This window comes from Paraburkholderia sp. BR14320 (assembly GCF_040948665.1).
Classification (GTDB): Bacteria; Pseudomonadota; Gammaproteobacteria; order Burkholderiales; family Burkholderiaceae; genus Paraburkholderia; species Paraburkholderia youngii.
This window is the reverse complement of the sequence record NZ_JBFPKG010000003.1, coordinates 124,927-138,331: the sequence shown is the minus strand read 5'-3', so window position 1 is coordinate 138,331 and position 13,405 is coordinate 124,927. Positions and strand designations below refer to the sequence as shown.

Here is a 13,405-nt window from a genome sequence, read left to right as displayed (position 1 = left end):
AAAGTCAGGTTTGCAGATCGGATTGGGCTTGCGTTCCAGCCGCCGTTGCGAGCCATGCACGCCAGCCGCCGAACGCAGTGATGTCGTGTGCGCCGCTGCCTGGTGCGACCGCTGAGGGCTCGCTGATAAAGCCCTTAACGATGAGTCCATCGGCTGTCTGTACGCTGCCGATGCCGAGCGGCGCTGGCACGTGGGCAACGAATGCGCCGAAGCTGCGCAGCGGCACTTCCCAGAGCTCGATTTCGATGGGCTGGCCGGCCTCGTGCGGCGTATGCACCAGAGCGGGCTTGGCCGGTTTCGTGCCGGCGAGCGCGTAAAGGCGGTAGTGCGAAGACGTGGTGGTGGTCTCGACGAAACGCGCGCCAGCCTCGAGCAGTTGCCAGCAGAGCGGCTGCCCGCGCAGATGAGCGCCGACCACGGCGAGCTTCACCGTCGGCTCTTCGAAGGGCAGCGGTCGCGCGGCAATGCTGGCAGCGTCGTCGGGTGTGGCATGCGCCATGAAGAGCGCCTGGATGCGTGCGCCCAGCACTGCCAGGCGCTGGTCGGCGCCCGCTGGGGCGATCAGCGTCACGCCCGCTGGCAGGCCGTCCGCCCGGCGAATGCCCGGCACCGCCAGAGCGCACAGATCGAGCAGATTCACGAAATTGGTATAGATGCCAAGCTGGCTGTTCGACCCGATCGGGTCCGCACGCACTTCGTCGAAGGTTGGATGCGTGGGCGTGGTCGGCACGATGAGGACGTCGATCGCCTCGAACAGCGTTTCCACTTCGCGCCGCAGGGCGGCGAGTGCGTACTGCCCGTTGAACGCGTCGACGGCGCTGTAGCCGTCCGCTTTCGCAATCACCTCGGCGACAACCGGATCGATGTCGGCGCGATTCGTCTCGAAGAAGGAACCGAGCGCGGCACGACGCTCCGCTACCCATGGGCCGTCGTAAAGCAGCGCGGCAGTTCGCTGCATCGGTTCGAACGGCACGCTTGTTGGCGAAAGCGCAAGCCGCGAAGCGATCGTGTCGAGCGTGGCGGCAAAGGCCTGACGAGCCTGCCCGTCGCCGTGGAAGGTCAACTGCTCCGGTACGGCGAGGCGCAGCGGTGCATGGGGCAGTCCGAGTGGCGGCACTCGGCGCGCATAGCCATCGTCTCCATCGTACTTCGCCATCTGCAGTAGGACCTCCCAGGCGTCGCCCACGTCATGCGCGAAGATCGACACGCAGTCCAGGCTCCGGCACGCCGGTACCACGCCCCGCTTGCTTACGAGACCAGGCGTCGGCTTGAGGCCCACGAGCTCGTTGAAGCCCGCCGGAACACGCCCCGAGCCAGCGGTATCCGTGCCGAGCGAGAACGCAGCGAGTCCAGCCGCAACAACGATCGCCGAGCCAGAGCTCGATCCGCCGGAGATGTGCGCATCGGATTCGAACTGTCGCACGGCGCCATAGGGCGAGCGTGTGCCGACAAGGCCTGTGGCGAACTGGTCGAGATTCGTCTTGCCGATGAGGATGGCGCCGGCGTCGAGCAGACGATCGACGGCGAATGCCGAGGCTGCGGGCGTGTAAGCAAAGGCGTCGCAGGCCGCGGTGGTTGGCATGCCGGCGACGTCGATGTTGTCCTTCACCGCGAACGGTACGCCGAACAGCGGCATCCGCTCAAAGATCGCGGCGCCCAGGCGCCCGCGCGCATCTTCGAGCGCGGCAGCCCGGCTGGCGAGATCGGCGGCACTCACGCGCGATATCCAGACTTCAGGGCGACAGGAGGCTTCGATCCGGGCGATCAGCGTGTCGACGATGTCGCGAGGCGTCGTGCTTTTGGTGGCGTAGGATTCGAGCAGTGCTCGAACCTTGAAGAAGGCGTCGGGAAGCATGCGTTCAATCTTGAATACAAGTTTGGGCTCATGCTTGCAGCAAATGTGCCAAGGAGGGTAACTTGCCAGAAAGTCCTTGCCGGGCAACGATTTTCACATTGGCCTGAACGCTGGTACTTGCCTACCTGTGATCCAGCGTGGGTCGCGATTGGTTAGGGTTGGTGCACGTGTCCCGCTCATCGTGCACTACCCAAGGAGAAGGGCGCGCGCGGTGGTCCGCCCGGCTATCGCGCCATGGTGGGCACCCACCGGATTCTGGCGCTGGGCCGGAGGGCGGTTAATCTGGCAACATCACACCGATGCCGGGACATCTGGATTAGCGTGCAGTAGAGATGCAGTTCCGGGTCAGTTGCCGCTGACCGCGAGCTTCCGGATTTGGCCAGCGGTTCTTCGGTTGGAGCCGGCTATTCTGGCCGGCCGCTGAAGATCGGGTTCCGGTTGTGAATGCGGCACAGGTTCCAAGACTCGTGCTCCGGAGGAGTGCTTTGACGTGTGCCTGCTGGCTCGCGTCGCGTACAGATCCGAAACCTGACGGTCGTTCTTTGCACGCAATTCGGCCAAAGCGGACGCTCGCCAGTCACACGCTTTGTGGCTGCTGCATGACCCTTTGCTGTCATTGACGATCAGGTGCAGGTGCTTGTCGGCATCGGCGAAATGCGAATGGTTCTTCACGACCCGTTACAGCCGGTCGACGCTCGCTGGTCGACGGGCAGATGGCAGGACCGAAGCGGCCGCGGGGGTGTCGACTTTCCGGAAAGCGCGGACAGCAGCTCTTGGCCGGACTCAAAAGGTCAAATCTGGTTCGAGAAACGCCAAACCTCAAATTCAGTTTCTGGCGGTTTTTCCCTGGCTCCAATCATCCCAGGGCGGATCATTGCCGAACGCTTCGGCAAGGTAATCGACGAACCGCCGCACTTTGAACGGTATCCGGTGAGCGCTCGGATAGACCGTCTGCACTACCAGCTCGGTGGCGCGGTATGCCGGCAGCAGCGCGACGAGTTCCCCATTGCGCAGATGCTCCCCAAAGACGAATGTCGGGCCGTACGCAATACCGGCGCCGGCGAGCGCGGCCGACAGCAGCATCTGCATGTTGTTGGCCGACACCCGCACGGGCCCTTCGATAATATGTGCACGCCCCTTCGCATCGAACAACGTCCAGTCCCCGGCGGATACAGCTTCGCTGAACGCGAGTCTGGGCGCCTGAAGCAGATCGCGCGGCTTGCGCGGTGTTCCATGCCGATCGACGTACGCGCGCGATGCGCATATAACCATCCGGCAAGGGGCGACCCGGCGTGTTACCAGCGCCGGATTCTCCAGTCGCCCGATCCGGATAGCGACGTCGATGCCCGCATCGAGCAGATCGACATAACGATCCCCGAGCACGACCTGGACATTCACCTGCGGATGGTCTTCGACGTAGCGCGCAACGACTTGTCCGAGATGCATCGCACCGAACGTGACGGGCGCGGCGACGCGCAGAACGCCCCGGGCCGTGCCGTGTGAATCGCTAGCCTCCCGATTGGCTTCGTCGTACGTCTCGAGAATTTGCTTGCAACGCTCGTAGTAAGCCTGGCCCGGGTCCGTCAGGCTCAGCCGCCGCGTCGTGCGTTGAAGCAGTCGCACATTCAGCCGTGCCTCGATCTCACTTACATGCTTGCCCGCCATCGCGGGCGAAAGCTCGAAACGCCGCGCGGCAGCCGCGAAGCTGCCTTCTTCCACGGCCACAACGAACACGCCAAGACTGGTCAGTCGATCCATATCGTCACCTGATTCGATATCAGGATTATCGACTGTCGCCAAAATTCGAGCAATTATCAAATCACATGCACGACTCTACGATGCTCCTTCCAACCAGCGAGGAGTAGGAAATGGACATCGAAACGAACGGTACACGGATTCACGTCACGCAGCGAGGCAGCGGAGAGCTTGCGCTGGTCTTCCTGCACTACTATGGCGGATCGTCGCGCACATGGGACAAGGTAGCGCAGGCGCTGCCGGACCGATACCGCATCGTGGCCACGGACCATCGCGGCTGGGGCGACTCCGATGCACCCGCGCATGGCTACCGTATCGAGGATCTGGCGAACGATGCCGAGGGCGTGATCGAGGCGCTGCGTCTGAAGCGCTTCGTGCTTGTCGGCCATTCGATGGGCGGCAAGGTCGCGCAACTCATTGCGTCGCGTCGGCCTGAGGGACTCGAAGGTCTGGTGCTGGTCGCGCCGTCGCCGCCCTCGCCCATGCTTCTCTCCGAGGAGGAACGCGTGACATTGTCGGGCGCTTACCAGTCACGCGAATCGGTCGAGTTCGTGATCGACAACGTCCTCACCGCGAGACCGCTCGATGCCGCGTGCCGCGAACAGGTCATCGAAGACAGCCTGAAGGCCGCACCGCAAGCGAAGGCTGCGTGGCCCGAGATCGCGATGCGCGAAGATATCTCCGCAGCGGTGACGTCCATCGTCGTGCCGACCATCGTCATCTCGGGAGAGCGGGATCAGGTGGATCGGGTCGCCACGTTACAGGCTGAACTATTGCCTCGCGTTCCGCATGCGGCGATGCACATCCTTCCCGGCATCGGGCACCTGTCGCCACTCGAATCACCAGCGGAGGTTGCGCAACACATCGCAAATTTTGTCGCTGCGATTGAAGGCAAGTCTGTAGTGTGCAACGCACCTGCGGACGTCCCGGCCGCGTTCGATACGGCGATGAACGCAAACGATCTCGATGCAGTGCTCCGCCTATTCAGAAATAACGCCGCTATGCGAATGACGAACGGTGACCTCGCGGAAAGCCCAGGCGACCTACGTCGGTCGCTTGCGGAGTTGCTAGCGATGCGACCGCATGTTCGAAATACCGTGCGCCTCGTACTGTCGAGCGGCGAGATTGCGCTCGTTCTGCTGGACTGGACCCTCAGCATCCCGCGACCCGACGGCCAGAAGCATGTCGAACACGGGACTGCGACCCAAGTCATGGAGAAGGGCCCCGATGGTGGCTGGCGGCTCAGAATCTCGAATCCACATGGGGTGAATTGATGGCGTGTTTCGGGCACTGCTTGTAGGCGGTGACCTGCGTCCGCAAACCACTGTAGGGCGCGGCGGTCCACGCGGTATTGCTGGAGATCCTGCCGGGACTGTAACTGCCGTTCATGTCGTAGAGCCGATGTGACCACGGCTACGTTGCGATGCGCGGGCCCATGAAGTGCGAACCTCGAACTCCCGGGGTAACTCAAGCAGCATCGCGCATTGTCTTCACATTGGTCGAGTCCTCTTTGTCTCGTTTGGGTGGTGCGCCAAACATCCGCGCGTATTCCCGACTGAATTGCGAGGGGCTCTCATATCCCACCTCAAATGAGGCGGCCTGGACGCTCATCGACTGTGAGAGCAGCAGCCTGCGAGCCTCCAGTAGGCGCAATTGCTTCTGATATTGGAGAGGGGGAAGTCCGGTCAACGCCTTGAATTGCCGGTGGAATGCCGACGGACTTAGTTGGGCAATTTCAGCCAGATCTTCCACTCGCACTGGCTGCGAAAATTGAGCTCTTATATTTTCCATCGCGCGCAGAACGCCGTGCGAGGCATTCCCGGTCGACGCCAGCTTTGCTATTTCGGCGCCTTTCGGACCTCTTAGCAACCAATAACAAATCTCCCGCATGAGCAGCGGGTACAGAATTCTGACTGCGTCCGGGGTATCCAGCAAGCGGACGACCCGCACCGCGCAATCGGCCAGCGGGCCATCGAAGTCCGCAACGAACACGCCGCGGCTTGCGTCTCCTGCCGCCACAGGGGGCGACGACATCTCCCTTGCAACGGCGCGCATGATCATCAGGTCGAGTTCCAGAACCAGAACCAGGCAAGGATTGTCCGGACTTGCTTCGAACACTCGGCCCTGCGACGGAGTCTCAACGCCGACCACTAGCGCCTGTCCGGCCCGGTACTCCAGTTTCGCGCCACCAAAGCTGGCCCATTTGGCACCCTGTGCAACGATACACAGTGCTGGGCGGGCTGTGCGAAATGTCGGCGGTTTGGGGTGATCGGAGCGCAGAATCAGAAGCCCGTCCACGGCCGTGCGGTATGGGCTTGTTCCTGTTTGCGTTTCGATATAACGAAGCAGTGCAACGGCCAGTTCGTTCGACATAGCTGCCCTGTATGGAGAATGCGCGTCGATCAAGCTTAGTGAGCGGAGCAGGATCAGGCAAGATTTTGGTAGGTTCGGGTATTAACTGCTCGCGGCTCCCCCCGGAGAATTGAGGTTTTCCAACTTACCGGCAGGTGCCAAATGGAAACAGACAGGGATCGTCACCCGACTTCAAAAATCGCGGTCGTCACAGGAGGCAGTCGCGGGATCGGCCGCGACACAGTTCTGCGCCTCGCGAGTCGTGGAGTCCGCTCGGTGTTCACTTATCACTCAAATCGCGTCGAGGCAGAGAGGGTCTGTGCGACGGTTGCCGAAGCGGGCGGACAGGCGTTTGCCCTCCAGTTGAACGTGGGCGATGGAAGCGCATTTGATGATTTCGTCACACATCTGCGAGAAGCACTCGGGAAGTTGGGCGCGCAACGCTTCGATTATCTGGTGAACAATGCAGGGACGTCTTCAGCGGCTACGTTCGCAGCGGGCACCGAAGCGGAGCTTGACGCTCAGTTCGCGGTGCATTTCAAGGGACCATTCCTGTTGACCCAAAAGCTGTTGCCGCTTATTAACGACGGCGGACGGATTGTGAACATCTCCTCGGGGCTGGCACGTTTCGCGTTCCCTGGGCGGGCGATCTACGGGCCGATGAAGGCAGCCGTTGAAGCGCTGACGCGCTATATGGCCCTTGAACTCGCGCCGCGCCGGATCGCGGTCAACGTCGTAGCGCCAGGCGCGATCGCGACGGACTTCAGTGGTGGCGTCGTACGGGACAATCCGCAGGTCAACAAGGCCGTCGCCGACCATACCGCTCTGGGCCGAGCGGGACTGCCGTCGGATGTAGGGCCAGTGATTGCCGGTCTTTTATCGGATGACTTTGGTTGGGTAAACGCGCAGCGCATAGAAGTGGCGGGTGGCATTCACATCTGACTCGTCTTCACTAGTCGCCGCAGCTCGAGGCCCGGCGCGAAGTCGCTGCTCAGGACACTGATGCACGGCGGGATCGCTCTCGCCCCTCGGCCGCACACGATCACCGAACCGCCGTTGCAGCTAGCTGTTCGTCGCGAAGCGTGCCACCAACCATCAACGCCGCGTCGCGGGACGGCACGGTGTTCGTCGCGCCTGCAGTTCTGAACTGGCTGCACGGCCGGTGAGATTCGAAAACCGGCCGCTCGAACTGCTGCGATTGGTAGACCGATTCGGGACGCTCATCGGCCTTTGGGTGCGGCTCTAGTACGACGGCGGCTTTCACGGGGGCTTGAGGGTCCCCGAACTCATCGAGCTTTTCTCAAACCGGGAATTGCGGGCACTGGCTCTGCATTTCCTCCAAAGCCCGCAGCAGTTTGCCTGGCTCATCGATTTTCAACGCAACCTGCAGCCGGCTCGGTCCGCCTTGTTGCGCTAGCGTGACAGAAACTTCAAACCGATGTCCCTGCTCGCGGCCCGCGCGCGGTTCCGCTGCCGCCGCGTGCGCAAATCTGACGGCCATGTGGCGACAGGCTACATTCCCCATCTGAGCGATGGCGTATGCACCGGGCTATCCCAATGCCGCTTCATTTCGTCGTCCAGCACGCACAAGGTGATCGACGCGCCGGCCATTTCCAGCGACGTCGTAAGCGATCCGACCTGCACGCGCGCGACCGCGAGACCGCGCTGGTGCAGCCACGAGCGTGTGGAATTGAACAACAGATACAGTTCCCCGAGCGGCGTTCCGCCCAGTCCATTGATCAAGACCAGCAACTCGGAGCCGTTCCCCGGCTTCAAATCGGCGATGATCGCCGTCAGCAGCTCTGCCGCGATCGCATCGGCTGTGGCAAAGCGCGCGCGACGCCGCCCTGGCTCGCCATGAATGCCGACGCCGACCTCGATTTCATCGTCGCCGATCTTGAACGTCAGCGTGCCCGCCGCGGGCACCGTGCAACTGGAAAACGCGACGCCCATCGACGCCGTACGCTTGTTGATCCGGTCGCCGAAGGCCTTGCATTGTTCGAGATTGGCGCCGCTCTCGGCGAGACTGCCCACCAGTTTCTCGACGATCACGGCACCCGCGACGCCGCGCCGCCCCGTTGTATAACTGGAGTTTTCGACGGCGACATCGTCGTTGATCAACACCATCGCATTCGGCAACTCCGACATCTCGGACGCCATTTCGAAGTTCATCAGATCGCCGGAATAGTTCTTCACGATGAAGAGCGTTCCCGCGCCCGTATCGACGGCCTTGGCGGCTGCCATCATCTGATCGGGCGTCGGCGAAGTGAATACCTGGCCGGGGCACGCGGCATCCAGCATCCCGTACCCGACGAAGCCGATATGCAAAGGCTCGTGTCCCGAGCCGCCGCCCGAGACGAGCGCAACCTTGCCTGGCTTCAGCGTATTGCGCCGCACGAACACAGGATCGTTGTCGAGCACGACGAGATCACCATGCGCGGCGGCGAATCCAGTAAGACTCTCAGTTAGAAAGTCGTCGACATGGTTGATAAATTTTTTCATGGTCTGCGCTCCTTTCACTCTCTGTCCTGCGCGAGCCGCGCGCATATCGCACTGATCATCAACTGGCTCGACCGTGCGCCGGGGTCGATGTGCCCGCGCGCACGCTCGCCGAGAAACGACGCGCGACCCTTGGTCGCGAGCATGTCGCGCGTCGCGCGCATGCCCTCTTCGGCCGTCAGCGGCAGCGCGTCGAGCACGGCTTCGGGCGCCGCACTATCTTCGGCTAGTTCCACGAAGCGTGACGAGACGGGGATGAGCACGTCCATCATCGTCTTGCTGCCGATGCCGGCTTTGCCGCGTTGGGCTACGGCGTCGACACCCGCGGCGAAGATCCGCGCCGCGTCCTCCACGCTGATTGTGTCCACGTTCTGCGCGGCCTTTGCCATGCCATGCAGCAACGAAAAAAACAGCGGTCCCGACGAACCGCCCACGGTCGACAGCAATTTGGAAGCGGCCTGTTCCAGCGCGGGCGCAAACGCCTCGGCCTCGATATCGGCGCGCATCGCAAACAGCGCATCGACGCCCCGCAACAGGTTGAAGATATGATCGCCATCGCCAATCTGCTGATCGAGCGCGGCGATCTCATCCGTGTGTTTCTTTAGCGTCGCGTGCGCGGCCTCGATGCACGCCATGACCGTTTTCCCGTTCATGCCGGAATCCTCCTGCCGTCGGAGCGGAAATAGAGAAGGCTGCGCGGAGGCAGCGACACGCCGACTGTTTGTCCAGGCGTGAAATTGCGCTCGGTCATGGTCGTCGCGACGATGGCGGTGCCGTCGCGCTCCATGATCAGCAGATGTCGCAGCGGGGAATATTCAAGCACGCGAAGATTGACCACGTCGCGCGTATCAGGCGCGTGCAGCACGATGTCTTCAGGCCGGATCGCGACCGTCGACGTGCCGGCCGGCATCGTGGAAAGATCGAACAACATGGGTGGCAGCAGGTTGATGGGCGGCGAGCCGAGACGTTGCGCAGCGCCAAGTGAAGCGGGATTGCCATACACATCGCGCGGCGCACCAATCTGCACGATGCGTCCCTGCTCGAGTATGCCGATGCGATCCGCAAGCGTGGTCGCTTCGACCTGATCGTGCGTCACGTAGATGATCGTCGCGCCGATCGTGCGATGCAGACGCTTCAGTTCGATTCGCATCTCCTCGCGCAACTTCGCATCGAGCGACGACAGCGGCTCATCCATCAGAAACACCTTGGGCTGACGCACTAGCGCGCGTCCGATGGCGACCCGCTGCATCTCGCCGCCCGATAGATGCGTCGCCAGATTGCCAAGTTTCGACTCGATGTGCAGCATCTGCGCGACCATCTGCACGCGCGCGGTGACTTCCGCCTCGCTCACGCGCCGCCGCGGGGAGCGCAGTGGAAACGCCAGGTTGCCAAACACCGTCAGATGCGGGTACAGCGAATACTGCTGAAAGACGAAGGCGACGTCTCGGTCCGCCGGATGCATGTCCTTCGCGGCGGCACCGTCGATGAATATCTCGCCTTCGTCGGGGCGTTCGAGACCAGCGATGAGCCGCAACGTGGTGGTCTTGCCCGCGCCGCTCGGCCCGAGCAACACGACGAACTCGCCCTCTTTCACGTCGAACGACACATCATCCACCGCGACGATATCGCCAAATCGCTTCGTCACCCCATGCAGGCGAATCTCAGACATAAGCGCCTCCGTTGCTGCGTCCGTTGACGGCCATCTGCCGCACAGCGCCGGGCAGCAGCACGCCGCTGGATGCGTCGTACATCAGCGTGCGCTCCTTGTGAAACGACAACCCGACCTGCGCTCCCGCCGCTCTTCCTTCGTTCTTGCCGACCCGCACGCGCACCACGCCGAGCGCCGTTTCGACGACCAGAATCTGATGCGAGCCGAGATACTCGTCGGCAATCACGCGTCCACGCAACGCACTGTGCTCGTCGATCACGACGTGCTCGGGCCGCACGCCAAGCAGCGCTTTCGCGGCGGATGCAACAGTGCGCGGCACCGACACGGCCACACCGCGGAGCGAGACCGATTCCACGCCCGCTTCGACGCCGCCGTCCACGGCCAGAAAATTCATCGGGGGGCTGCCGATAAAGCTCCCAACGAACACGGTCGCTGGGAAGTGATAGACCTCATGCGGCGATGCGGATTGCAGCACCTCGCCGCCGCTCATCACAACGATGTCGTCGGCCATCGCCATCGCTTCCCGTTGGTCGTGCGTCACGTAGACCGTCGTTGCGTGGAGCGCATTGTGCAGCTTGCGCAACTCAAGGCACATCAGTTCGCGGAAATCCGCGTCGAGCGTGCCCAGCGGTTCGTCCATCAGAAAAGCCTTCGGGTGCCGGACAATCGCGCGGCCCAACGCGACGCGTTGACGATCGCCGCCCGACAGCCCACCCGTCTTTCGGTCCAGCAGACATTCGATGCGCAGCATATGCGCGGCCGCATCGACACGCGCCGCAATCTCGCGGCGCGAAATGCCTTCGTTCTTCAGCGGAAAGGCGATGTTGTTCCGCACAGTCATATGGGGATAGAGCGCGAACATCTGGAACACAAACGCAATGTCGCGTTGACGCGCCCGCAATCCCGTCACATCTTCGCCGTCGATCAAAATCTGGCCTGAGGTCGGCAGTTCGAGCCCGGCAATCATGCGCAACGTCGTCGTTTTGCCACAGCCGGACGGTCCCAGCAGCACGACGAAGCGGCCGTTGCTCACGGTGAGATTCGTATCGTGCACCGCAGTGAAGGCGCCGAAGCGTTTATGAAGGTTGGAGAGAACGATCGTCGACATGGCTCACTCCGGGAAGTGACTGGTGACGACGAAAGCCAGCGCGCCCACCAGAATCACGGGAAACGACCAGGTGTAGAGATCGACCGTGAATGGCTGGACGAGCATCGCAATGCCGAGGCCGATAAGCACGGTCGATGCGCCCTCACAGTAACGCCGTCGGAACAGGCGGCGGCGCGGCATGGCAGGTTGGGCTTTCATTTGCGCACTGCTCCAAAGGTGATCCCGCGCAACAGATGCTTGCGCAGTACAACAGTAAAGATCAGGATGGGCAGAACGAACAGCGTCGTGGCGGCCGCGACGGCCGGCCAGTCCTGTCCGCCTTCGCCGATGATGAACGGAATGAACGGCGGCATCGTGTGTGCATCGCCGCTCGTCAGCAGCAATGCGAACGCGTACTCGTTCCATGCAAAGATCAGACAGAAAATGGCCGTCGCGGCAATGCCCGTGATCGCCTGGGGCAGCACGACCTTGACGAAAGCCTGCAACCGCGTATATCCGTCGACGAGGGCTGCTTCCTCATATTCGCGCGGGATTTCGTCCATGAATCCTTTGAGCAGCCACACCGCGAGCGACACGTTCACAGCCGTATAGAGCACGATCATGCCGAGGTAGCTATCGGAGAGGCCGAGAGCGCGATACATCAGAAAGATGGGGATCGCGACGGCGATGGGCGGCATCATCCGCGTCGACAGAATGAAGAACAGCAAGTCGTCGGCAAGCGGGATCCTGAAACGCGAGAACGCATAGGCTGCGAGCGTGCCGAGAAAAACCGCAAGGAAGGTCGAGCCGAAGCCAATCACGAGCGAATTGACGAAGCGCGGCAAGACCTTCGACGGCCCCGCAATCACCATATTGCGCTTGCGCACATCGCGGTCATACCAGGTTTGAGCGGGTGGCAAGCTCGCGATGAACTCGGGCGTCTGCCGCGAGCGGATGGTGAACAGATTCACATAGCCCTCCATCGACGGGTGGAAAACCACGACGGGCGGATAGGCAACCGCGTCTTCCTGCGTCTTGAAGCTCGTCAGGATGATCCATACGATCGGCAGGGCCGCAATCAGTGCGTAGGCGATAACGATGAAGGCGGCGAACGTCTTGCTGCGCGGCGATGCCGCCACCACCGACTGTTGAAGCGCAAGGTCTGTCATCGCTGTTTCACCCGGTTGAGTGCCTTCACATAGATATTCGCCGCGCCGAAGACCACCACGAACAGGATGATCGCCAGGGCGGACGAGTACCCCGTCTGCCACTTCTCGAACGCAGCGCGCTTGAGCGTGATCGACACAGTTTCCGTTACGGAGCCCGGGCCGCCTGATGTCAGCAGGTTCACCATGTCGAACATCTTGAAGTTCTCGATACCGCGAAAGAGGATCGCAAGCATCAGGAACGGCAGGGTCATCGGCAAGGTGATCGACCAGAATTGCCGCCACGGCGAAGCACGGTCCACTTCGGCCGCTTCGTAGATGTAGTCCGGAATCGAACGCAATCCCGCGAGACAGATCAGCATCACGTACGGCGTCCACATCCACGTATCGACCATCACGATGGTCCACGGCGCGAGCGGCACGTCGCCGATCATCTGAAACGAGTTTGGCGCAATGCCCGTGAAAAAGCTGACGATGTCGTTGAAAAGTCCCGTTTGCGGTTGCAGCAGGAAGGTCCAGAAGTTGCCGACCACAGCGGGCGAAAGCATCATCGGCAGCAGAATCAGCGTGGTCCAGAAGCTATGGCCGCGGAACTGCCGGTTGATCAGCAGCGCGAGCCCGAAACCGAGGAGCACTTCGAGCCCGACCGACCAGAACACGAAGCGCGCCGTCACCTGCATGGCGTACCAGATGTCTTCGTCGGTGAGTATGTCCGTGTAATTGTCGATGCCGACATTGCGCGCAGGCACGCTCGGCATGTTCGACTTGAAGTTCGTGAACGACAACCGCAATGCCCAGATCAACGGAAAGATGTTGATGGCGAGCAGCAGCACGATCGTCGGAAGAATGAACAGCCACGCGATCGTCCGGTCCGACAGCCCGCGCAGGCGCGCGGCAGCGCGCGTCTGCGCTTTCGTCTGCAACCCTTCCGGAGGAAAAGGCTTGTTTGCCAACATGCCTGACTCCTTGTTGTCGCTGACCGACAAGATTGATCGGCTTGCCGGTCCGCGTGTTCATGTGCA

At 61.9% G+C, this 13,405-nt stretch carries 12 protein-coding genes; 2 read left to right on the top strand and 10 right to left on the bottom strand.

The window, feature by feature from the left end; all coding sequences use genetic code 11:
- Positions 1-4 precede the first annotated feature (4 nt).
- Entirely contained in the window at positions 5-1,855 is a 1,851-nt protein-coding gene (atzF, locus tag AB3X89_RS04760; RefSeq protein ID WP_368582222.1) for an allophanate hydrolase, read from the bottom strand.
- A gap of 825 nt (positions 1,856-2,680) precedes the next feature.
- On the bottom strand, positions 2,681-3,613 hold the full coding sequence (locus AB3X89_RS04755) for a LysR family transcriptional regulator (protein ID WP_368582081.1): 933 nt from the start codon (positions 3,611-3,613) through the stop codon (positions 2,681-2,683).
- A gap of 110 nt (positions 3,614-3,723) precedes the next feature.
- Here AB3X89_RS04755 and AB3X89_RS04750 point away from each other — a divergent pair, with 110 nt between their 5' ends.
- A complete protein-coding gene (locus AB3X89_RS04750) occupies positions 3,724-4,884 on the top strand; it encodes an alpha/beta fold hydrolase (protein ID WP_368582080.1) in 1,161 nt (386 codons plus the stop codon).
- Positions 4,885-5,077: 193 nt separating this feature from the next.
- On the opposite strand, the gene AB3X89_RS04745 is transcribed toward AB3X89_RS04750, so the two are convergent.
- Positions 5,078-5,983, bottom strand: a complete 906-nt coding sequence (locus tag AB3X89_RS04745) for an AraC family transcriptional regulator (protein ID WP_368582079.1) — start codon at positions 5,981-5,983, stop codon at positions 5,078-5,080.
- A 141-nt stretch (positions 5,984-6,124) separates the two neighbouring features.
- Between AB3X89_RS04745 and AB3X89_RS04740 the strand changes: the two genes are divergently transcribed.
- Positions 6,125-6,904, top strand: coding sequence for an SDR family NAD(P)-dependent oxidoreductase (locus tag AB3X89_RS04740; RefSeq protein ID WP_368582077.1), 780 nt, complete (start codon positions 6,125-6,127; stop codon positions 6,902-6,904).
- 570 nt (positions 6,905-7,474) lie between these two features.
- Here AB3X89_RS04740 and dhaK read toward each other — a convergent pair.
- From dhaK to AB3X89_RS04705, 7 genes are read right to left on the bottom strand one after another with little or no spacing between them, the layout of a single operon-like run.
- Positions 7,475-8,464: a dihydroxyacetone kinase subunit DhaK gene (gene dhaK / locus AB3X89_RS04735; protein WP_152767297.1), complete on the bottom strand. Its 990-nt coding sequence runs from the start codon at positions 8,462-8,464 to the stop codon at positions 7,475-7,477.
- A 14-nt stretch (positions 8,465-8,478) separates the two neighbouring features.
- Positions 8,479-9,114, bottom strand: coding sequence for a dihydroxyacetone kinase subunit DhaL (dhaL, locus tag AB3X89_RS04730; protein WP_368582076.1), 636 nt, complete (start codon positions 9,112-9,114; stop codon positions 8,479-8,481).
- Complete coding sequence (locus tag AB3X89_RS04725; protein ID WP_368582074.1) at positions 9,111-10,130, bottom strand: ABC transporter ATP-binding protein; 1,020 nt, start codon at positions 10,128-10,130, stop codon at positions 9,111-9,113. Before AB3X89_RS04725 ends, dhaL begins: the two co-directional genes overlap by 4 nt.
- Entirely contained in the window at positions 10,123-11,238 is a 1,116-nt protein-coding gene (locus AB3X89_RS04720; RefSeq protein WP_368582073.1) for an ABC transporter ATP-binding protein, read from the bottom strand. Before AB3X89_RS04720 ends, AB3X89_RS04725 begins: the two co-directional genes overlap by 8 nt.
- A 3-nt stretch (positions 11,239-11,241) precedes the next feature.
- Positions 11,242-11,436, bottom strand: coding sequence for a hypothetical protein (locus AB3X89_RS04715; RefSeq protein ID WP_013094038.1), 195 nt, complete (start codon positions 11,434-11,436; stop codon positions 11,242-11,244).
- Complete coding sequence (locus AB3X89_RS04710) at positions 11,433-12,386, bottom strand: carbohydrate ABC transporter permease (RefSeq protein WP_368582072.1); 954 nt, start codon at positions 12,384-12,386, stop codon at positions 11,433-11,435. The genes AB3X89_RS04715 and AB3X89_RS04710 overlap by 4 nt, the downstream gene beginning before the upstream one ends.
- A complete protein-coding gene (locus AB3X89_RS04705) occupies positions 12,383-13,339 on the bottom strand; it encodes a carbohydrate ABC transporter permease (protein ID WP_368582071.1) in 957 nt (318 codons plus the stop codon). Before AB3X89_RS04705 ends, AB3X89_RS04710 begins: the two co-directional genes overlap by 4 nt.
- Positions 13,340-13,405: the final 66 nt, after the last annotated feature.